The 21,142-nt window shown below is 60.3% G+C and carries 19 protein-coding genes; 4 read left to right on the forward strand and 15 right to left on the reverse strand.

Translation table 11 applies throughout. The features are described from left to right. Positions 1-3: 3 nt before the first annotated feature. From Q0864_RS04435 to Q0864_RS04470, 8 genes are all read right to left on the reverse strand, one after another. On the reverse strand, positions 4-1,368 hold the full coding sequence (locus Q0864_RS04435) for a pyruvate dehydrogenase complex E1 component subunit beta (RefSeq protein WP_298566527.1): 1,365 nt from the start codon (positions 1,366-1,368) through the stop codon (positions 4-6). 23 nt (positions 1,369-1,391) lie between these two features. Continuing rightward, on the reverse strand, positions 1,392-2,381 hold the full coding sequence (gene pdhA, locus Q0864_RS04440; RefSeq protein ID WP_298566529.1) for a pyruvate dehydrogenase (acetyl-transferring) E1 component subunit alpha: 990 nt from the start codon (positions 2,379-2,381) through the stop codon (positions 1,392-1,394). A 170-nt stretch (positions 2,382-2,551) separates the two neighbouring features. Continuing rightward, entirely contained in the window at positions 2,552-2,854 is a 303-nt protein-coding gene (locus tag Q0864_RS04445; RefSeq protein WP_298566531.1) for a septum formation initiator family protein, read from the reverse strand. Between the two features lie 200 nt (positions 2,855-3,054). Beyond that, complete coding sequence (locus tag Q0864_RS04450; protein WP_298566533.1) at positions 3,055-4,287, reverse strand: Hint domain-containing protein; 1,233 nt, start codon at positions 4,285-4,287, stop codon at positions 3,055-3,057. A 198-nt stretch (positions 4,288-4,485) separates the two neighbouring features. Next, complete coding sequence (locus Q0864_RS04455) at positions 4,486-5,379, reverse strand: fructose bisphosphate aldolase (RefSeq protein WP_298566535.1); 894 nt, start codon at positions 5,377-5,379, stop codon at positions 4,486-4,488. A gap of 224 nt (positions 5,380-5,603) precedes the next feature. After that, positions 5,604-5,774 carry a hemin uptake protein HemP gene (locus tag Q0864_RS04460; protein ID WP_248363384.1) on the reverse strand — a complete coding sequence of 57 codons (171 nt, stop codon included), beginning with the start codon at positions 5,772-5,774 and terminating at the stop codon, positions 5,604-5,606. Next, positions 5,771-5,896, reverse strand: a complete 126-nt coding sequence (locus Q0864_RS04465; protein WP_298566537.1) for a hypothetical protein — start codon at positions 5,894-5,896, stop codon at positions 5,771-5,773. The genes Q0864_RS04460 and Q0864_RS04465 overlap by 4 nt, the downstream gene beginning before the upstream one ends. Positions 5,897-6,070: 174 nt before the next feature. After that, entirely contained in the window at positions 6,071-7,261 is a 1,191-nt protein-coding gene (locus tag Q0864_RS04470) for a phosphoglycerate kinase (RefSeq protein WP_298566539.1), read from the reverse strand. A 162-nt stretch (positions 7,262-7,423) separates the two neighbouring features. On the opposite strand from Q0864_RS04470, the gene Q0864_RS04475 reads away from it, so the two are divergent. The 3 genes from Q0864_RS04475 (at position 7,424) to Q0864_RS04485 (ending at position 9,624) form a co-directional block, all read left to right on the forward strand. Continuing rightward, positions 7,424-7,924 carry a peptidylprolyl isomerase gene (locus Q0864_RS04475; protein WP_298566541.1) on the forward strand — a complete coding sequence of 167 codons (501 nt, stop codon included), beginning with the start codon at positions 7,424-7,426 and terminating at the stop codon, positions 7,922-7,924. After that, positions 7,917-8,552 carry a peptidylprolyl isomerase gene (locus tag Q0864_RS04480; RefSeq protein ID WP_298566543.1) on the forward strand — a complete coding sequence of 212 codons (636 nt, stop codon included), beginning with the start codon at positions 7,917-7,919 and terminating at the stop codon, positions 8,550-8,552. Before Q0864_RS04475 ends, Q0864_RS04480 begins: the two co-directional genes overlap by 8 nt. A 97-nt stretch (positions 8,553-8,649) precedes the next feature. Next, positions 8,650-9,624, forward strand: coding sequence for a DUF3179 domain-containing protein (locus Q0864_RS04485; protein WP_298566545.1), 975 nt, complete (start codon positions 8,650-8,652; stop codon positions 9,622-9,624). A 69-nt stretch (positions 9,625-9,693) separates the two neighbouring features. Here Q0864_RS04485 and trpE read toward each other — a convergent pair whose 3' ends face one another. The 4 genes from trpE to tyrS form a co-directional block, all read right to left on the reverse strand. Next, positions 9,694-11,202, reverse strand: coding sequence for an anthranilate synthase component I (gene trpE, locus Q0864_RS04490; RefSeq protein WP_298566546.1), 1,509 nt, complete (start codon positions 11,200-11,202; stop codon positions 9,694-9,696). A 35-nt stretch (positions 11,203-11,237) separates the two neighbouring features. Beyond that, entirely contained in the window at positions 11,238-13,079 is a 1,842-nt protein-coding gene (locus tag Q0864_RS04495) for a SurA N-terminal domain-containing protein (protein WP_298566548.1), read from the reverse strand. A 99-nt stretch (positions 13,080-13,178) separates the two neighbouring features. Then, positions 13,179-14,360, reverse strand: a complete 1,182-nt coding sequence (locus Q0864_RS04500) for an aminotransferase (protein WP_298566550.1) — start codon at positions 14,358-14,360, stop codon at positions 13,179-13,181. A gap of 119 nt (positions 14,361-14,479) precedes the next feature. After that, a complete protein-coding gene (gene tyrS, locus Q0864_RS04505) occupies positions 14,480-15,733 on the reverse strand; it encodes a tyrosine--tRNA ligase (RefSeq protein ID WP_298566552.1) in 1,254 nt (417 codons plus the stop codon). Between the two features lie 79 nt (positions 15,734-15,812). On the opposite strand from tyrS, the gene Q0864_RS04510 reads away from it, so the two are divergent. Next, positions 15,813-16,952, forward strand: coding sequence for an anhydro-N-acetylmuramic acid kinase (locus Q0864_RS04510; RefSeq protein WP_298566788.1), 1,140 nt, complete (start codon positions 15,813-15,815; stop codon positions 16,950-16,952). Between the two features lie 4 nt (positions 16,953-16,956). On the opposite strand, the gene Q0864_RS04515 is transcribed toward Q0864_RS04510, so the two are convergent. The 3 genes from Q0864_RS04515 to cobT all read right to left on the reverse strand — a co-directional run bounded on the left by Q0864_RS04515 (position 16,957) and on the right by cobT (position 21,136). Next, positions 16,957-17,298, reverse strand: coding sequence for a DUF427 domain-containing protein (locus tag Q0864_RS04515; protein WP_298566554.1), 342 nt, complete (start codon positions 17,296-17,298; stop codon positions 16,957-16,959). Between the two features lie 66 nt (positions 17,299-17,364). Then, positions 17,365-19,164, reverse strand: coding sequence for an aminopeptidase P family protein (locus Q0864_RS04520; RefSeq protein ID WP_298566555.1), 1,800 nt, complete (start codon positions 19,162-19,164; stop codon positions 17,365-17,367). 97 nt (positions 19,165-19,261) lie between these two features. Further along, a complete protein-coding gene (cobT, locus tag Q0864_RS04525; protein ID WP_298566557.1) occupies positions 19,262-21,136 on the reverse strand; it encodes a cobaltochelatase subunit CobT in 1,875 nt (624 codons plus the stop codon). Between the last annotated feature and the right edge of the window lie 6 nt (positions 21,137-21,142).

The following is a 21,142-nucleotide window of genomic DNA, read 5'->3' on the forward strand; positions in this document are numbered from 1 at the left end:
TCCTTACCGATAGGTCACAGCTTTGGCGGCGTCGATGACCTCTTTCGTTGTCACGAGCGCAAGCTTTTCAAGGTTGGCGGCATAGGGCATGGGGACGTCTTTGCCCGTCAGGTTGATCACCGGTGCGTCCAGATAATCAAAGGCTTCTTGCATCAAAACCGCCGAGATATGGTTGCCGATTGACGCGACGGGCCAACCTTCTTCGACCGTGATGCAGCGGTTGGTCTTCATGACCGATTGGATCACGGTCTGGCTGTCAAGCGGGCGCAAGCTGCGCAGGTCGATGACCTCGGCCGAAATGCCGTCCTTTGCCAGCGCGTCCGCGGCCTCAAGCGCATATTTCATACCGATGCCGAAGCTGACGATGGTCACATCATCCCCCTCGCGCCAGATGCGTGCCTTGCCGAAGGGGACGGTATAGTCGTCAAGCACGGGCACATCGAAGGCCTGCCCGTAGAGAAGCTCGTTCTCAAGGAAAACGACAGGGTTCTGGTCGCGAATAGCCGATTTCAGCAACCCTTTTGCATCTGATGCCGAATAGGGCATTGCCACATGCAGGCCCGGGATCTGTGCATACCACGCCGCATAGTCCTGGCTGTGTTGCGCGGCGACACGGGCGGCGGCACCGTTCGCGCCACGAAAGACGATGGGACAGGACATCTGGCCGCCCGACATATAGCGCGTCTTGGCGGCTGTGTTGATGATGTGGTCAATCGCCTGCATGGCGAAGTTAAAAGTCATGAACTCGACAATCGGCTTCAGGCCAGCCATGGCCGCCCCGGCGGCAAGACCGGTGAAGCCGTGTTCGGTGATCGGTGTGTCGATCACCCGCTTGGCGCCAAATTCATCCAGCATGCCCTGACTGACCTTATAGGCGCCCTGATATTCTGCGACCTCTTCGCCGATCAGGAACACCGTGTCGTCTTGGCGCATTTCTTCGGCCATCGCGTCGCGCAGGGCCTCGCGCACGGTCGTTGAGCGCATTTCCGTGCCGGCGGGTATGTCCGCTTCGGCTGGGATCACGGGCGTGACGGGGTGTGCTGCGGCGCGGGCGGGTGCCTCTGCTTGCGCAGGGGCAGGGGCGTCAGATGCCGGGGCTGACGTTTCGATGTCATCGGCGCTTTCGCCCTCTTCGATCATTATCGCGATGGGCGTGTTCACTTTCACGCCTTCCGTGCCTTCTGCCACAAGGATCTTGCCGATGGTGCCTTCGTCGACGGCCTCGAACTCCATCGTTGCCTTGTCGGTTTCGATCTCAGCCAGGATGTCGCCGGATGCAACCTGGTCGCCTTCTTTCACAAGCCATTTCGCCAAAGTCCCTTCTTCCATTGTGGGGGACAGGGCGGGCATCAATACTTCAGTAGCCATTTTGTGGTCTCCTCTGTCCGGGATCAGGCGTAGATATCGGTCCACAGCTCTTCAAGCGCGGGCTCGGGGCTGGTTTTTGAGAATTCGGCGGCGTCGTTCACGATTGCCTTGATCTCTTTGTCGATGGCCTTCAGGTCATCTTCGGAGCTGTGTTTGCCTTGCAAAAGCAGTTCGCGGACATGCTCGATCGCGTCGCGTTCTTCGCGCACCTTCTGGACCTCTTCGCGGGTCCGATACTTTGCCGGGTCCGACATCGAATGGCCGCGATAGCGATAGGTCTTCATCTCAAGGATATACGGTCCCTTTCCGGCCCGGCAGTGTTCGGTGGCGCGCAAACCGGCTTCCTTCACCGCCAGCACGTCCATGCCGTCTACCGCTTCGCCGGGGATGCCAAATGCCTCGCCGCGTTTGTAGATATCGGGTGTCGAGCTTGATCGCTGCATCGAAGTGCCCATGGCATATTGGTTGTTCTCAACCACATAAATCACGGGCAACTGCCACAGTGAGGCCATGTTGAAGCTTTCGTAGACTTGACCTTGGTTGGCTGCGCCATCCCCGAAATAGGTGAAGGTCACGTTGCTGTTTTCGCGGTATTTGTCGGCGAAGGCCAATCCGGTGCCAATTGGCACCTGCGCGCCAACAATGCCGTGGCCGCCGTAAAAATGCTTCTCTTTCGAGAACATGTGCATCGAGCCGCCTTTGCCTTTGGAATACCCACCTTCACGGCCCGTCAATTCGGCCATGACGCCCTTCGGGTCCATCCCGCAGGCCAGCATGTGACCGTGATCGCGATAAGACGTTATTCGCTTGTCACCGTCCTGCGCGGCGGCTTCCAGTCCAACCACGACAGCTTCCTGTCCGATGTAGAGGTGGCAGAAGCCACCGATCAGCCCCATGCCATAGAGCTGGCCGGACTTCTCTTCGAATCGTCGAATAAGCAACATCTCTTTGTAGAATTCGAGCAATTCTTCTTTGGATGTGTTTGATTTCTTGTTGCTTTTCCGGGTGGCCATATGGCGTCCTCCTCTTGGCGTCAGCTGGTGTTCCGGGGGTAGTTTAGTGTTAAACTAGCTTATACAGTTTTTGTCGTTTCAGGTCGATGAAAACTTGATGCGCCCAAGCGAAAGCTGCATTGCAAATTGCGCAAGCCCCGTGGCTTGCCAGGATCAGTTGCGAAGGGGGATCAGCGCAGGATGACTTCGTCGGCGCGGGCCATGCCCAGAACCTCTCGGGCCTGCGTGTCGAGCAGGTCAAGATCCAGATAGTCATCAGACAGACGATGGGTCAGGTTTGACATCGCCGCAATCTCGGCCGAGAGCGCATCACGTTCTTTCAAGAGCGCTTGCGTCTCAGCCTCGATCTGCACACGACGGAACAGACCATAGTCGCCCTGCACACTGGCAAACGTGAAATACAGGCCGAGACCAACGATCACGACGAAGTAGATTATTCCACCAAAACCAGTTTGTGCACGAGGTGCGCCCATAGGCTTCCTGTCTGTACTGTACTGCCTCTTGCCCGTTTCTTGGTGAACGGTGCAAGGACACTATGTCATAGGCGATTCGCCTTGTGAATCCCCAAAACGAATCGATTGCCAGAAAAAGGCGAAGCTTCGCCGGGTGTTCGCGATCTGGGTCGTATGACGCGGGAATGCCGCAGGATCGTCGCGACCCGTCGCCGCTTTGGTCAAGGACTGCGCTGAAGGGGGTGCGCCTGCTTGCCGGCGAAGGCGGATGGGATAACTCTGTTGTTCTTGATGTGCCGTTTGACCAATGTTCTGACGCGCGCGCCGTGGTGCAGTTGGCGGGATGGCGTTTGGGGCACGGCCACAGGCGCGATTGCCGTGCTGGGCCAAAGGATGCGCAACTCCTCGCGCGCGCCTGGTGTCATCGCCGTCAGTGCCTCGGGTCCAAGATACAGGCTTTCGGCGGCGATGCCGTTTGCATTCAGGATTTGATGGTCGTCCAGCAGGATGTGGAAATAGTAAAACTCTGCCTTGGGGACTTCGACCTCAATGCCGTCCGATCCAAGCAGATCTTTGGCGGCGGACAAAATTTGTGGCACGCCGAACATGCGTTGTGCAATGGCCCCGCAGATCATGATCCGGTGCTGACGAGACACGCGCAGCGGCGGGGTCGGGTCGGCCAAGCCCAGAAACCGGGTGCTGATGGCAATCGGGTGAAGCCGTTCGTCGGCGCGCAAGTCTGCCAGCGTGACACGCCGGGCAAATATCCAGCGAATAGGCTGCCACCCGTGATCCAGCGTGTTCACAAGATCGCCTGTGCGCAAGTGTTCGATAGGGGTGAAGCCCTGCGGGGTTTGCAACACCGTGCCCGAGGCGAAGCAAACGATGTCCGTGCCGGGGGTTGGCGTTAGCCCATTGTTGAACCCCGCCGATGTGCGCTGGATTGAAAACCCGTCCTGATCGTTGCCGAAATCCTCGGTAACGCCCGATTGGGTGGCGGTGCTGGAGAACCCTGAATAGCCAGACCCGTTGACGGGGTCGTCTGCCGTGTCACCGTTATAGGTCGCCTGAATGTATTCATCATTGTTGGGGTCGTAGACGACAATGTTGTCGCCGTTATTGTTGAAGACCCCGCTGCCGTAGTCTGCGTCGAAGGCAAGGTTGTCGCCGGACACACTGGGCAGGCTGCCACCGTTCTGGACGTTGCGAACGACCACCGCGACAGCGCCAGGTTGCAAGACTGTGCCGGGCGGGAAGGTAAACCAATTGTCCCGGCCCTGATCCCACAGTTCCAATCCGGATATATCAATTGCGGCATTGGAGGTGTTGATCAGCTCAATGAATTCGTCTCCGCCACGGGCGCGACCGCTGCCATCCGTGTCGAAATTGTTGGCGCCATTGGGATCAACAAGAACTTCGTTGATCGAGATGCCGCCCAGAAGTGTGCTGGCCATACAATCGGCCTTTCATTGAGTTGCGAACTGGTACTCGACGTCTCATGATTATGCAGGGTTTTACGGGAAAGGTAAAATTCAACCGACGCGAGGCACCTGCACAGGGCGGTGACGCCGCGATGCGATCAGCTGAACAGGGCAGGCAAAACAAAAGCGCCCGCAGCGAAGGCTACGGGCGCTTTTTAGGTGTTTGCCAGATTAGCCCGCGATTGAGGCTTGATAGATGCTGTCGATCGTGTCGGCGATGGTGGCGTTGAATTCGTCGTCCGATTGCTGCGCGGACAAGCCTTCTGTCAAAGCGCGCGAGAAGCTTGCGATGACACCGGCGTTTTTCGCCAGACGCGCGTTTGCTTCAGCGCGGGAATAGCCACCCGACAATGCCACGACAGAGGCGACGCGTGGGTGATCCACCAGCGCCTTATAGTGGTTCGGTGTCTCGGGCAGCGTCAGCTTCAGCATCACCGTCTGATCCTCCGCAAGCGCGTCCAGATGCGCTTTCAACTCGGCCAGAAGCAAGTCTTCCGCGGCCGCCTTGTCAGGGATCGAGATGTTGATCTCAGGCTCGATGATCGGCACCAAGCCATGGGCGATGATCTGTTTTGCGACTTCAAACTGTTGCGCCACGTTGGCTTTGATGCCATCGGCATTGGCCGCGTTGATGACGGATCGCATCTTGGTGCCAAAAATGCCGGCCTTCACGGCGCGGTCACAGAGCGCATCCAGATCGGGCATCGGTTTCATCAGCTGGGCACCATTCACTTCTGCTTCCAGCCCCTTGTCGACCTTCAAGAAAGGCACCACACCGCGATCTTCCCACATGAAGGTCGCCGTCGGTTTGCCAGCGATTGTCCGGTCCATGGTCATTTCAAACAAGATGGCGCCGATGACTTTCTCGCCCGTAAATGCAGGGGCCTGCGCGATGCGTGACCGCATGGCGTGGATCAGGTCATACATTTCCGCGTCGCCCGAATAGGTATCTTCTTCGATGCCATACAGGCGCAGGGCCTTCGGGGTCGAACCGCCCGACTGGTCAAGGGCTGCAATGAAGCCTTGGCCGGCTTTGATTTGTTCCATTTGTGCTTGGTTTGGCATGTCGGTCCCGTTTTGATCTGGGTGAATTTCCACTGTTCTAAGGGAGTGTGCCAACCCTTGCAATTCTGCTGGCGCTAACGCCGCAGATTGAAATGTGCCCCCGATCACACCCGCGGGCGAAATTGGGGGCCGCGGGGTCGATTGCTCCGGGTCTTGCTTCCGGTGCTTTGGTGGGCGCGCAACGGATGGTTGGACCGTGGGCTGAAACGCGCTGCGCCGTCTTGCTATTTCGTCAAGATCAGCTTGCCGGCCCGCGTGATGGTCAGTGTGTAGACCATGTCATTGAGCACAATTTGGGCTTTGCGCCCCGATCCGGTCAACGCCAGCGCGTCGTGCTGTGGCGGGGTGGTCTGGCTGGCACCGTCAAAGGCCGAGCTGGTCAGAGGGGCGGTCATGTGTGGTCTCCTTCAAGGCACGCCTCGATCCATGTGGCCAGTGATCGCAGGCCAGACAGGATGGGGAGGGAGAGTGTCAAATCGGTTCGGGCCAGAAAAGGACCCTTGGTCGGATCGGTCATTGTCGCGCTCCTGCACGGAAGGGCGGTTGCCCTGAGGTCTCCGGCTGATCGCGATTGCGACTGGCTGACGTTTATTTCCTACTAAAACACTCAGGTAACTGTCAACCCGATACTGCCCAAAAAAAACCCGCGCCTTTTCAGGGCACGGGTTCCATTGGTTCGATGAGTGGTCGGTCAGTCGCCCAGGGCCGCAACCCCCGGCAATTCCTTCCCTTCCATCCATTCAAGGAAAGCCCCGCCCGCCGTCGAAATATATGTGAAGTCTTTCGCGGCATCTGCTTTGTTCAGGGCGGCCACCGTGTCACCACCACCGGCAACCGATGTCAGCCTGCCCGCGGCAGACAGCTCTGCCGCAGCCTTCGCGGCGGCGTTTGTGGCTGCGTCGAAGGGTTCAATCTCGAATGCGCCCAAGGGACCGTTCCAGATCAGCGTCCGGGCGGTCTCGAAAACCGCGGTGATGCGCGCCACGGTTTCGGGACCAGCATCAAGGATCATGGCGTCTGCAGGGCAGGCATCGACCGCAACGGTTTCATGCGCAGCGCCCGCCGCGAATTCGCGCGCCACGACCACATCGCTGGGCAGGATGATTTCGCACCCTGCCGCGTCGGCTTTTTCAAGAATTTCGCGGGCTGTATCGGCCATATCGTGTTCTGCCAGCGACGTGCCGATTTCGATGCCCCGGGCGGCAAGAAACGTGTTGGCCATACCGCCGCCGATCACCAAATGATCAACCCGTTTGACCAGATTGCCCAACAGGTCGAGCTTGGTCGAGACCTTTGCCCCGCCAACAACCGCCACAACCGGGCGTTCAGGGTCGCCAAGGGCGGCTTCCAGAGCAGACAGTTCGGCTTGCATCAAACGACCTGCACAGGCGGGCAACAAATGCGCCAGCCCAGCCGTGGACGCATGGGCACGGTGGGCGGCCGAAAACGCGTCATTACAGTAAACATTGCCTAACGCCGCCAACGAGGCCGCGAACCCGCCATCGTTCTTCGTTTCACCTTCGTGAAACCGGGTGTTTTCCAGCAGCAGCACATCGCCTTTTTCCAATCCGGCAACCGCTTTCTTGGCGGGTCCGCCGATGCAATCCTCGGCGAATTTTACCGGGCATCCCAACGCGGCTTCCAGTGCCGGGCGCACGACGGACAGCGACATGTCCGGCACACGCTGCCCTTTGGGGCGGCCAAAATGCGCAAGCAGAACCGGCTTTCCGCCGGCGTCCAAAATGTCGCGGATGGTGGGCAGAATGCGCTGAATGCGGGTGTCATCCGTCACTTGGCCATTTTCGACCGGCACGTTGATATCCACGCGCGTCAGCACAACCATGCCGTCTAGATCCAAATCATCAAGTGTTTTCCAGGCCATCTGTCTCTCCATCTGCTACGGGGCAGTTGCACATTAAAAGGGGGCCGGGGTCAACGGGTTTGGGGGCGAAAATGCGCCTGTGACCTCTTTCATCTTGCCCAAAGCGCGCATAAGTTGGCGGGCGATTGACCCAAGTCACCGATAGACAAACAGGAGGCCCAAATGGCCGATTACAAAGATCCCGAAAACACCATCCTGATGGAGCTTAAAGGCGGCACAGTGGTGATCGAACTGCTGCCCGATGTGGCCCCCAAACACAGCGAGCGGATGAAAGAACTGGCGCGCGCGGGCGACTATGATGGCGTTGTCTTTCACCGCGTGATTGATGGTTTCATGGCGCAGACCGGCGACGTGGCCAACGGCAAAGACCCGATGACCCTGCGCCACGCGGGCACGGGTGGGTCGTCGCTGCCGAACCTTCCGGCCGAATTTTCAAAGCTGCCGCATGACCGTGGCACTTTGGGGGCGGCACGTTCGGCGGATCCAAATTCGGCCAACAGCCAGTTTTTCATCAACTTCAAGGACAACCATTTCCTCAACGGCCAATACACCGTTTATGGGCGTGTGACGTCGGGGATGGAGCATGTCGACGCCATCACCCGTGGCGAGCCGCCAGCGGAGCCTGATGTGATGATCTCGGTCAAGGTGGCTGCTGATGACTGAACGCACACGCCGTGAAAAGAGGACCTTTCTGGCCGCCTTTCTGGCCGGTGTGGCAATTGTCGTCGGGTATGCGATCTATACGTTCTTGCCCTCGACACCGCCCGAGGTGGACACAGTGGCGCTTGGTGACGCACCGAAGATCGAAATCAGCGTCGCAGGCGAGGCGGAAGGCCGCATCGTCATCACGTTGCGCCCTGATCTGGCCCCGCAACATGCGGAGCGTATTGTGCAGCTTGCCAAGGATGGCGCGTATGACAACGTGGTGTTTCACCGCGTGATCGAAGGCTTCATGGCGCAAACGGGCGACGTGGAATTTGGCAAGGCTGACGGCAATGGTGGCCGCGCGGGCATGGGTGGATCGAGCTATCCGGACCTGCCAGCCGAGTTCTCGCAGGAACCGTTTGTTGCAGGCGTTGTCGGTATGGCGCGCTCGCAAAATCCAAACTCGGCCAACAGCCAGTTCTTCATCATGTTCGCCCCCAGTCCCAACCTGAACGGTCAATACACCGTTGTCGGGCATGTGACAGACGGCTTCGATGTGGTTCAGGCGATCAAACGTGGCGAAGGACCCAATGGCGCCGTGATCGGCACGCCGGACGTGATGACATCGGTGCGCGTTCTGGACTAAAGCGCGCGCACGTTTGCTCAAACCCCCGTGAGGGGGGCTATGGGGCCTCTTCTTTCTCTGTCAGAATATCTCTGACACGGCTGAAAGGAGAGGCCCCATGCGTATCATCCTGACCTTGCTGGCCATCGCAACAGGGCTATGGGCGCAGGATTTGCGCGCCGAGCCGCGCTTTTGGCAAAACGAGTTTCCAAAGACCGACTTCGCCCAAACCACGGTTGAGAACTGGGCCGAAATCCTGTCCGGTGGTCCCGGCCGCGATGGCATCCCCGCATTGTCAGACCCCGCGTTCCTTCCGGTGAAGGACGAAGCAAGGCTGGCACCGCGCGAACCGGTCATCACGCTTGAGATGTCGGGCGAAGTGCCGCGCGCCTATCCCCTGCGGTATCTGACATGGCACGAGATCGTCAATGATCAGGTCGGTGACACACCGGTGGCCGTGACCTTCTGTCCGCTATGCAATTCAGGCATGGTGTTTGACCGCAGGGTCGCGGGGAAAACGCTTTCCTTCGGCGTGACGGGCAAGCTCAGAAACTCCGATATGGTCATGTATGACCGCGAAACGGAAAGCTGGTGGCAACAAGCAATCGGTGAAGGGATCGTTGGCACCTACAGTGGCACCCAGCTCGATCAGCTGCCCGCCTGGATGGAAAGCTGGGCCGAATTCGCCCGCCGTAACCCAGATGGGCAGGTCATGGAGCAACCCGGCACAGGCCGGCCCTACGGTCAAAACCCCTATGCTGGGTATGACAGTCGTGACCGACCATACCCGTTCTTCACAGGAGAAAACCCGCCGCATGGCGTTCCTGCACTGGCGCGCGTGGTGCGTGTAGGCGACCGGGCGTGGCCCGTCGCGCGCCTGTCGAAAGAGGGCAAGATCAGCGAAGCCGGGGTGGTAATCAGTTGGACCGCGGGACAGGCTTCGGCTTTGGACACGACGCGCATCTCGAAGGGGCGTGACGTGGGCACGATCCGGGTGCATGACGCAAACGGGCAAAACGTGGCGCATGATGTGCTGTTTGCCTTCGCGTTTCATGCCTTTTGGCCAGACGGCACTTGGATGCTGGGCAGCTAGGTTGCTACGCCCATGGGCGCGCGGCAGAGGTAACCGGAAGAAAAGGTCGCTGGCCGGGTGGAAAAGCCGCTAGTTGCCCCGGCGCGTAAACATCGCGGCATCCTCTGCCGCGCGCCGGATCGCCTTGGATTTGTTCACCGTTTCTTCATATTCCGCCTGCGGGTCGCTGTCATAGACAACGCCGCCACCTGCCTGAATATACAGCTTTTCATCTTTCACGACGGCCGTGCGCAGGGCGATACACATGTCCATATCGCCGCCTGCACTGAAATACCCCACGCCGCCGCCATATACGCCGCGTTTTTCCGGCTCCAGTTCGTCGATGATCTCCATCGCGCGAACTTTCGGCGCACCCGAAACCGTGCCCGCTGGCATCCCCGCAAAAAAGGCAGAGAGGGCGTCCTGATCATCGCTTAATTCCCCCACAACGTTCGAGACGATGTGCATCACATGGCTGTAGCGCTCGACGATGAATTCCTCGGTCGGGCGCACGGTGCCGATCTTGGCCACCCGTCCCACGTCGTTGCGTCCCAGATCCAAAAGCATCAGGTGTTCTGCCAGCTCTTTCTGGTCAGCCATCAAATCGGCCTCATAGGCCTTGTCTTCTTCGGGCGTAGCCCCGCGCGGGCGGGTGCCGGCGATCGGGCGGATCGTCACTTCGCGGTCAAAGACGCGCACTAGGATCTCGGGCGAGGCACCCACGACCTGAAAGCCGCCGAAGTTGAAATAGAACATGAACGGCGATGGGTTTGTGCGGCGCAGACTGCGATAAAGCGCAAACGGGGGCAGGGGAAAGTTCTGCGTCCAGCGCTGGCTGGGCACCACCTGAAAAATATCCCCGGCGCGGATGTAGTCCTTGGCCTTTTCGACCGCCGCCAGATAGTCAGGTTTCTTGAAATTTGAAACCAACGGGCCAAGTTCGCACGCTTCGCCCAGATCGCGGGTCTCGCCGGGGGCGGCCCGGTCCAGGTCACGCAAGGCATCCATCACCCGTTCGGCAGCCTGCGCATAGGCCGCCTTGGCCGACAGACCGCTGTCCACAAAGGCCGGCGACACCAGTGTGACATCGCCTTTTACCCCGTCCAGCACGGCCACCACTGAGGGGCGCATCATCATTGCATCGGGCAGACCCAGAGGGTCAGGGTTCACATCGGGAAGGTGTTCGACCAGCCGGATCATGTCATAGCCCAGATAGCCGAACAATCCGGAAGACGCGGCAGGCAGGTCAGCGGGCAGGTCGATGCGGCTTTCCGCCAGCACTGCGCGCAATGCATCAAGCGGATGGCCGGGCATGTCTTCAAACGCGTCGGCATCAAATCGTGCCTGTCGGTTGATCCGCGCGTGATTGCCCCGGCAATCCCAGATCAGGTCAGGTTTCATGCCGACGATCGAATAGCGCCCGCGCACTTCACCGCCCGTGACGCTTTCCAGCATGAAGCTGTCGCGCCGTGCTTCGGTCAGCTTCAGCATCAGGCTGACCGGCGTGTCCAGATCGGCCGCCAGACGGGTATAGACCACCTGGTTCTTTCCGGCATTCCAACCGGCTTCGAAATCCTCGAACGAGGGTGTCAGAGCCATTGGGTGTCCTTTCCGGTCGGTCGCGTGGCTGCGGGTTACTGGAACTGCGCGTTCACAGCGTTGATAACGGCGCGGTTCAGTTCGATCCCCGCGCGGGTCTGAATGGCACGTGAGAAGGCGGCTTCGACATCCAGCGCGATTTCCTGCGCGGTGCCGGCGGCGAAATTGGCCTTGACGGAGGTCGCTTCCTCGCTGTCCTGATCGGCAGGCTGTATGGCATCCAAGCGCACCAAGATCACAGTGTCAGCGCTTTCGATAACGCGCCATTCACCGACGTCCATGCTGAAGACCTCGGTCATGAAGGTCGGCGGGGTGCCTTCGATGAAGGCCTCGCGTTCCTGATCCTGCTCCACGACCTCGGTCAAGCCCAGCGAAGATAGGCTTTCGCCCCCTTCCAGCTTGGGTATCAGGGCGCGGGCCTGATCTGCCAGAAGGCTCATGCGCTTTTCTGCGGTCCACCCGGCGGTCACTGCGTCAGACACTTCAGTCTGGTCTTGCAGGCGCGGTTCCTGAAGCTCGTCCAGCCGCAGCGCAAAGACACCGCCGTCGGTCATCAGAGTGATTTCTGGGAAATCGTCGACGGTGACGGCCTGTGCGGCGTCGCGAAAGGCGTCATAGGCGGCGATGCCGTCGCTGTCGCCTGCTGTCCAGTTGATCGTATCCAGCCGCATATTGTGACTTTGGGCGATCTCTTCCAAGGTTGCGCCGCCGGCCATCTGGTCATCAAGCTCGGCCACCATGTCGCTGATTTGGCGGCGGGCGGCATCTGCGGCCAGTTCACCATGCAGGTCGTCGCGGACATCTTCAAAACTGGTTTCGCGAGCCGCGAGAATGGCATTCATCCGGTAAAGGGCAGGGCCAATGTCGCTGTCATGCGGGCCGGTGACACCGGGTTCGGTCAGCGCAAACACGGGCGCGCCCGCGGCTCCCAGTTCGGATTGGGACAAATCGCCAAGGTCGATGTCAGACAGTTGCAGGTCGCGCGCCGCAACCAGGTCTTCAAAGCTCTTTTCGCCAGCCGCAATGGCGTCCGCAGCGGCTTGGGCCTCGGTTTCACTTGCAAATACAAGACGTTCCACCATACGCCGCTCTGGCACCTGATATTCCGAGGCGCGTTCGTCATACAGCGCACGGATCTGGGCGTCGTCGACATTGATCGACGGGATCACGTCTTCGGGGTTGAGCCACGCATAGGTGATCACTTTTGTTTCGGGCAGAGTGAAGTCGGCAGGATGCGCCTCGTAATACCCCGTCAGGTCCGCCTCTGAAGGCGCAGGGACCGGGGTGCTCAGGCGATCTGTTCCCATCGCCGCCCATGTGAAATCGCGGGCTTCGCGGGCATAGGCATAAAGCGTGTCCACAAAGACCGGTTGGGTCGCAATGCCATTGGCCACGGCAGCCTGCAGGATTTGGCGGCTCACCTCGTCACGCAGGCTTTTCTCGAACTCCGAGGCGGTCAGGCCAGATTGTTCCAGCGCGAAAGTGTAGCCTTCGCGGTCAAACTTTCCATCGACACCTTGAAACGCAGGGATGTCGACGATCCGGTCGCGCAGGTTCTTGTCGCCAACCGAAATGCCCAGCCGACGGCTCTCGTCTTCCAGAGCGGCAGTCGCGATCACGCGCGACAGCACCTGTTGATCCAAGCCAAAATTGCGCGCCATTTCCATCGTCACACGCGTGCCGGTTTCGGCCTGAAACGCATTCATTTCAGATTGCAATTCGCGCGCATAGCGGCTTGCGTCAACCTCGGTATCCCCGACGGTTGCAATGGACCCGACAGAGCCGCCGAAATTGGTCGAGCCGAAGCCCACCAGCCCGACCATCACCAGACCCATCAAAATCCACCCCAATGTGCGAGAGGTCTTGCCGGTTGCCATGCGCGTCTTCCTTTTTTCCACCTGTTCCAAAGGGTTTTAGGTGAGCCCGGCCGGAATGCCAATATGTCTTCGCATCGTCCATTAAAAGGCGAGCGGCTGTTAGGGGGTGAAGGTCGTCAGGCGGCCCAACACGGTCGCAATTGTGTCGGTGTCGATATTGGCGAAGGCAACGCGCAACTGGCGTGCGCCGGTCGCGTCCCCTGAGGGCGTGAACATCGTGCCGGGCAGGGCAAGGATGGCGCATTGGTCGACCAGGGTTTGCGCAAGCCTGTCCGATGGCATGTCGAACGGGTGTTCGAGATAGGCGAAATAGGCCCCGCAGCCGCGCAGATGCCAGCCATTGGCCGCCAAGGGGACAAAACCCGCGCGCAGGGCCGCCGCGCGGGTCAGAACCTCGACACGTTCCCCTGCCAGCCATTGGTCCAGATTGCGCAAACCCCATAGGGCGGCGTGTTGGCCCAGTTGGGCGGGGCAAATCGTGACCGTGTCCAAAAACTTCTCGACCTGCGCCAGACGCGCGGGCGACGTGACAAGTGCGCCGACCCGGTGCCCGGTCAGGCGGTAAGACTTGGAGAAGCTGTAAAGATGGATCACCGTGTCGTCCCAGTCCGGATCGTCAGACAGTGAATGAGGTGGCGCGGCGCTTGAATGGAAATCGCGATAGGTCTCGTCGATGATCAGCGCGATCTTATGGGCGCGTGCCAGATCACGGAAGGCCGCGATCAGATCGGGCGGGTATTCGACGCCTGCGGGATTGTTCGGAGTGACCAATGTAATTGCTCGCGTGCGCGGTGTGATCAGTGCTTTGGCAGCCTCCGGGTCGGGCAATAGATCGACCCCCGTCGGCAGCGCGACCGCGTTGACGCCGCACATATCAAGCCACATTTTATGGTTGAAATACCATGGCGTTGGAAGGATGACCTCATCCCCCGGTGCCGCCAAAGTGGCGATTGCGGCGCAAAAGGCCTGATTGCAGCCCGATGTGATGGCGATGTTGTCTGCTGTGACCACCCCGGCGTAGCGCCGGGTGATGTTGGACGCCAGTTCCGAGCGCAGGGCAGGCAGACCCAACACGGGGCCATAAAGATGCGTTTCCGGCTGGCGCAGCACCGCCTCGGCCATGGCGTGGCGCATCGCGTCGGGCGGGGGATCGACCGGCGCGGCTTGGCTGACGTTGATCAGGGGCCGCTCTGGGGAAAAGCTTTTCCCTGCGATCCAGCGCCGTGCCTCCATCACCGGTGGCGGGACCGTGGCGTGAAGGTTGGGGTTGAGCGGGAACATGGCGGCCTCATAGGTTGGATATGAAAAGGGTAGCAATCGGCGTCACCGGTCGCAATCTGTGCCGGGAATGAAGAAGGCGCCACGAGCGGGCGCCTTTTCCTGAACCATGTCTGACGGGGTCAGCCCTGCAAAACCACCAGCGCATGGCGCTTCTTTCCCGCGGACAGTTTCATCGGTTGCCCCAGATCATCGGCTGACACCATGCGCCCGGCATCTGCCAGCGCGGTGTCGTTCACCTTGGCGCCATTCTCGGCAATCAATCGCTTTGCGTCTTTCCCAGATTTGGCCAAGCCGGTTTTCACGAACAACTGAATGATCGATATTCCGTCGCCAAGCTCGGTTGCGGTCAACGCGACGGTGGGCAGGTCATCGCCCATGCCCCCCTTCTCAAACACCTCGCGGGCGGTGTCTTCGGCGGCTTTGGCAGCGGCGGCCCCATGCAGCAGGGTCGTCACTTCATTGGCCAGAATGATCTTTGCGGCGTTGATCTCGGACCCTTCCAGCGCGCCCAGTCGGTCGCATTCCTCGACCGGTAGCTCGGTGAAGATTTTCAGAAACTTCCCGGTGTCTGCGTCGGTCGTGTTGCGCCAGAATTGCCAGAACTCATAGGGGCTGAGCATGTCGCCATTCAGCCAGACCGCGCCGCCTTGCGATTTGCCCATCTTGCGCCCGTCCGACGTGGTCAACAGTGGCGTCGTCATGCCGTAGATCTCTTGATCCAGCACCCGGCGCGTAAGGTCGATCCCGTTCACGATGTTGCCCCACTGGTCCGAGCCGCCCATCTGCAGAAGACAGCCATAACGGCGGTTCAGCTCAAGAAAATCATAGGCTTGCAGGATCATGTAGTTGAATTCGAGAAAGCTCAGGCTCTGTTCCCGGTCCAGCCGCGACTTCACGCTTTCAAAACTGAGCATCCGGTTGACCGAGAAATGCCGCCCGATATCTCGCAGGAAATCGAGGTAATTCAGCTCGTCCAGCCACTCGGCATTATTAAGCATGATCGCATCGGTCTCGCCGTCGCCGTAGCGCAGGAATTTTTCGAACACCTGCTGCATCGCCGCGATATTGGCGTCGATCTGTTCCGGCCCCAAAAGGGGGCGTTCGTCTGATCGGAAAGACGGATCACCCACCTTGGTGGTGCCACCGCCCATCAGGGTGATCGGCTTGTGGCCGCAGTTTTGCAGCCAACGCAGCACCATGATGTTCATCAGATGCCCCACATGCAGCGACTGAGCCGTCGCGTCATACCCGATATAAGCGGGCACTACCCCCGCAACCAACGCGTCATCCAACGCCTGATAATCCGTGCAGTCGGCCAGAAAGCCGCGCTCGATCATCACACGCATGAAGTCGGATTTCGGGTGGTAGGTCATCGTTTTTCGGTCCATCCTGTGAATTGTGGCTTTCCGTATAGACGGGGGGCGGACAAAGGAAAAGGGCGTGTTGCGGACCATGTCGAACGTTGCGTTGAAGGAACAGTTGGGCCGCGCGCCAATTTGGGCGCTTGGCATGATGTCGGGCACGTCACTGGACGGGGTTGATGGCGCGTTGGTGCAAACCGATGGTCATGCGATCCACGCCTTTGGGCCGCACGGGTTCATTCCCTATTCCGACGTGCAACGGCAGGTCCTGTCGCGCGCCTTGGGCCATTGGCCCGGCGACCCCGAAGTCGAACCCGCCGCCGAGATTGTCGAGACGACCCACGCAACCCTTGCAGCCCGGCTCATGCGCGGCGACCCCGCTCCAGCGTTGTTGGGGTTTCACGGGCAGACGTTCGCACATGACCCACGCGGCGGCCGAACCCATCAGGCAGGAGACGGGCAGGTGCTGGCCGAGGTGCTGGGCCTTCCCGTGGTTTGGGATTTCCGCAGCTCGGATGTTGAACTGGGCGGCGAAGGCGCTCCGCTTGCGCCTTTCTTTCACCACGCCTGCGCGCGGTTCATCAAGGCCGACGCGCCCTTGGCGTTCCTCAATCTGGGCGGTGTGGGGAACCTGACATGGGTCGACCCGCGCGTGGACGCACCCGAGGCCGCCAACGCCTGCCTTGCCTTTGACACCGGTCCTGCAAACGCGCCGATCAATGACCTGATGCAGGCGCGGCTGGGCTGCGCGCAGGACGAAAGGGGCGCGCTTGCGCTGTCAGGTGCCGCAGACGAACCCCAGGTCGAGGCGTTTCTGGACCATGCCTATTTCCACCGGATGCCGCCGAAATCGCTGGACCGCGATCAGTTTGCAGAGCTGGCGCGCCGTGTGGCACAGCTGTCCAACGCTGACGCCGCGCGCACCTTGGCCGCATGTGCCGCCGCGGCAGTCGCGCGCGGGTTAGAGCATTGCCCGACCCCACCGTCGCGTGTTCTGGTCACCGGGGGCGGGCGCCACAACGGCGCGATCATGGCCGAGCTTCGCAACCGTCTGTCGGTGCCCGTTGAGGATATCGACGACACGGGACTGAATGGCGATATGCTAGAGGCGCAGGCTTTTGGCTATCTGGCGGTGCGTGTTGCGCGCGGCCTGCCAACCTCGTCACCGACGACAACAGGTGTCGCCGCGGCTGTCGGGGGCGGTGTGATTTCGACAGGCGCGCACGACTAAGCGTTCAGGTGCATTCAACCGTTGCCTTATCGGCATAGAATGCGATGTGGTCTTTCAAGGCCGACAGATCTTCGACCGGGGCATCGAAAATCCAGCCCGCATCTTCGATCACGGTCGATTTCGTCTGGATCGAGTAATGGCGCGCTTCGCCGCGGTAAGGGCAGGTCGTCACCGTCTCGCTCTTGTCAAGAAAGGCCATCGCCACATCGTCTTTGGGAAAATAGATCACGGCGGGGTTGTCGCCTTCGACCACCGACAAGGCGTTCAGGCTTTCGCCCAGAACGGCACCGCCGGCGCGAATGGTCCATTTGCCCTCGGCGGGGCGGATCTTGATTTGATCGCTCATGATGTAGCCTCAGTCTGTCGGTGAAAACTTGCGGGACCATATCAGACCCATCAGAAAATGCGCGCGCTAAATTGGCGCACATGCCGTGGCCAGCCAGTGCGACGCAGCGTCACTGAGGCGCGGCGCCAGCTTTTCCACGCAGGTCGCGTGGTAGTCATTCAGCCAAGCACGTTCTTCGCCCGACAACATGTCCGCAATCACCAGACTGGTGTCGACCGGCACGTAGGTCAGAGTCTCGAACGACAGCATGTTGCGGTCCGCATCACCACCGATCGGGCAGGTGGCCTCTTCTACGACAACAAGGTTTTCAAGCCGAATGCCGAACGCGCCTTCGCGGTAATAGCCCGGCTCGTTCGACAGGATCATGCCGGGCAGAAGTTCGACATCCGAGATCGCGTTGAACCGCTGCGGTCCCTCATGCACTGACAGATACGCACCGACGCCGTGCCCGGTGCCGTGGTTGAAATCCTGATGCGCGGCAAACAGCGGATAGCGCGCGATCGGGTCCAGATCGCGCCCTGTCCGCCCCTTGGGGAAATAGACGCGCGACAACGCAATCATGCCTTGCAAGACACGGGTATAACAGCGCTTTTCTTCGTCTCCAACATCACCGACCCGCAAGGTGCGCGTGATGTCCGTGGTCCCGTCGCGATACTGCCCGCCGCTGTCCAGCACGACCAGATTGCCGGGGGCAAGCGTGCGGTTTGTGTCATTGGTCACGCGGTAATGCATGATCGCGCCGTTGGGGCCAGCACCTGCGATGGTCTCAAACGAGATATCCAACAGAGCATTTGACGCCCGGCGGGTTTCCTCCAGCCGGGTGACCAGATCAATCTCGCTCAGGGCGGCTTTATCGGCAGCGTCATACCAGGTCAAAAACTCGACCATGGCGGCGGCGTCGCGCAGATGCGCCTCGCGCGCGCCCTTCAATTCGGTCGGGTTTTTCTGCGCCTTGGGCAGGATCGCGGGGTCATCGGCCCAGTCGATCTGGATACTGGCCTTGTCGAGAACCTGTGAAACGGCAAGCGGCGCGGTCGCCTTGTCGACCCGAACCGGTCCGTCGAGCGTTTTCAGGTGGCTTGCGAAATCCTTGATCGGGTGCAGCGTCACGTCCTTGTCAAGCTGGGCCTCGACCGTGCGACCTTCGGTGGTGAAGAACGCGACCGAGCCATCGTCAGACAGGATCGCGAAGCCTTGCACGACAGGAATACGCGGTAGGTCGTCGCCGCGAATGTTCAGCATCCATGCGATGCTGTCAGACAGCGTGATGATGCAGGATTTTTGGCCGTCGGCCATCAAGCCGTCCGCCAGTTCCGACCGCTTCGCTGCGCTGGATTGCCCTGCAAATTCAACGGGTTGCTCGATGATCTTACCATTGGGGGCAGGGGGGCGATCTTCCCAGATCTGATCCACCAGATTGTCGGTCGCGATAAGCGTGAGCTTGGTGCCCTCAAGCGCCTTCTCAAGCGTCTCAATCTCGCCTTTGGTGTGCAGCCACGGGTCAAACCCGATCTTCGCCGACTGCCCGTCCAGCGTTTCCTTCAACCAAGGTCCGGGCAGGGTTTCGGGCCAGTGAACCGGGGTGAACGCATCCATGTCAGCCTGCACGCGCACTTGTGTGCGATAACGTCCATCGACGAAGATGCCCGCGTGATCCTTCAAGGCGATACAGAACCCGGCCGACCCGGTGAAGCCTGTCAGCCACGCCAAACGCGCATCGCAGTCGGCGACATATTCGCCTTGATGGGCGTCGGCGCGGGGCACGATGAACCCGTCCAGACCCTTCATCGACAGAGCGCGGCGCAAACGGTCCAACCGGACCGGGCCACGCGATGGGTCGGCGGTGCTGTCAAAGGTCTGGAACATGGAGGGTCTCCGATTTGTCAGGATGGGGACGGTTTGCCGGGCGCGCAGGTGCAATCGCGCGCACCATGCCGTGAAACGCCAGCCGTGAAAAGGGGGGTCAGCTGACCTTCTTGATCCCCAACAGACGCGCCCGCGCGCGAGGGTCGGAATCAAACAGTGACGCCAACTGTTCGGTCATTGCACCCGCCAGTTGTTCCACATCCGTGATGGTGACCGCACGGTCGTAATAGCGGGTCACATCATGGCCGATACCAATCGCCAGAAGTTCAACCTGCTTGCGTTTCTCGACCATTTCGATCACGTCGCGCAGGTGTTTTTCCAGATAATTCGCAGGGTTAACGGACAAAGTTGAATCGTCAACCGGCGCCCCGTCGGAAATCACCATCAGGATTTTGCGCTGTTCGGGCCGGGCCACGATCCGACGATGCGCCCATTCCAGCGCCTCGCCGTCGATGTTTTCTTTCAACAGCCCTTCTTTCATCATCAGGCCCAGATTGTCGCGCGTGCGCCGCATGGGGGCATCGGCCTTCTTATAGATGATGTGGCGCAGGTCGTTCAGACGGCCGGGCTGTTGCGGGCGGCCTTCTGCCAGCCATTTTTCGCGCGCAAGCCCGCCTTTCCAGGCGCGGGTGGTGAAACCCAGCACCTCGACCTTGACCTGACAGCGTTCCAGCGTGCGGGCCAGAACGTCGGCACAGATCGCGGCGATGGAAATCGGGCGACCACGCATGGACCCGGAATTGTCCAGAAGCAGCGTGACCACGGTGTCGCGGAACTCGGTGTCTTTTTCCTGCTTGAACGACAGGGGGGTCGTCGGGTTGGCGACCACGCGGGCCAGACGTCCCGCATCCAGAATGCCCTCTTCCAGATCAAACAGCCACGAGCGGTTTTGCTGTGCTTGCAGGCGGCGCTGCAACTTGTTCGCCAGACGACTGACGGCGCCCTTCAAGGGCTCAAGCTGTTGGTCCAGATAGGCGCGCAGGCGTTCCAATTCGGCCGGTTCGGCCAAGTCCTCGGCCATGATCTCTTCGTCATGGTCGCTGTTATAGACAAGGTAATTCGGATCGGCATCGGACGCGGGGGGCGGCGCAGGTGGATCAAGCGGAGCGTCTGCGTCGGGCATCTCTGCCTCGTCGCTCATCTCGTCGTCAGCCATGTCGTCAAGCGTCACCTGAGCCTCAGACGGGTCCATCTGTTCGTCTTGCGCGCGTTCGGGGTCGGCTTCGGTTTCGTCCTGATCGTCGGCCGCTTGTTCATCTTGTTGATCATCGGATTGATCGTCATCGGGGGCAGCGTCTTCGTCGCTGTCATCCTCGGAATTGTCCGGGTCGTCGCCCAACTGGTCGCCATAGCCCAAATCTTCGATGATCTGGCGCGTGAAGCGGGCAAATTCCTGCTGGTCAGCGAGCTTGTCGCCCAGATTGTCCAGATGGTCGCCCGCCTGACCTTCGATGAAATCACGCCATAGGTTCATCACATTGGCGGCGGCGGGGGGCATGTCGCGGCCCGTCGCCAGATGGCGCATCAGATAGCCGGCGGCGGTGGCCAAAGGGGCGTCGGCGGCGGTGGTGATCTGGTCAAACCCCGCGCGCATCGCGTCGCTTTCGATCTTGGCGTCGATGTTGCCAGCGGTGCCCGGCATGTCGCGCGCGCCGACCACCTCGCAACGGGCGGTTTCCATCGCTTCATAGATTTCGCGCGCCATGCCACTGGCGGGGGCGTATTTCGCGTGGGTTGCCTCGTTGTGGTAGCGCAGCTTCATCGCATAGGCGTCCGCCGTGCCGCGCGCCAACAACACCTCATCCCGCGTCATGCGTCGCGTGACCTGTGGCAGACGCATCGCGTCCTTCGTCACCCCCGACGGGTCCACCGTGAAGCTGACCGACAGTTCCGGCTCATCGGCAAGCGTCTTCGTCGCCTCAGCCAGCGCTTTCTTGAACGGATCAGCAGGGTTGTCGGAGGGTTTGTTCATTTGGTT

Origin of the sequence: uncultured Aliiroseovarius sp. (assembly GCF_947497285.1) — a bacterium.
Classification (GTDB): Bacteria; Pseudomonadota; Alphaproteobacteria; order Rhodobacterales; family Rhodobacteraceae; genus Aliiroseovarius.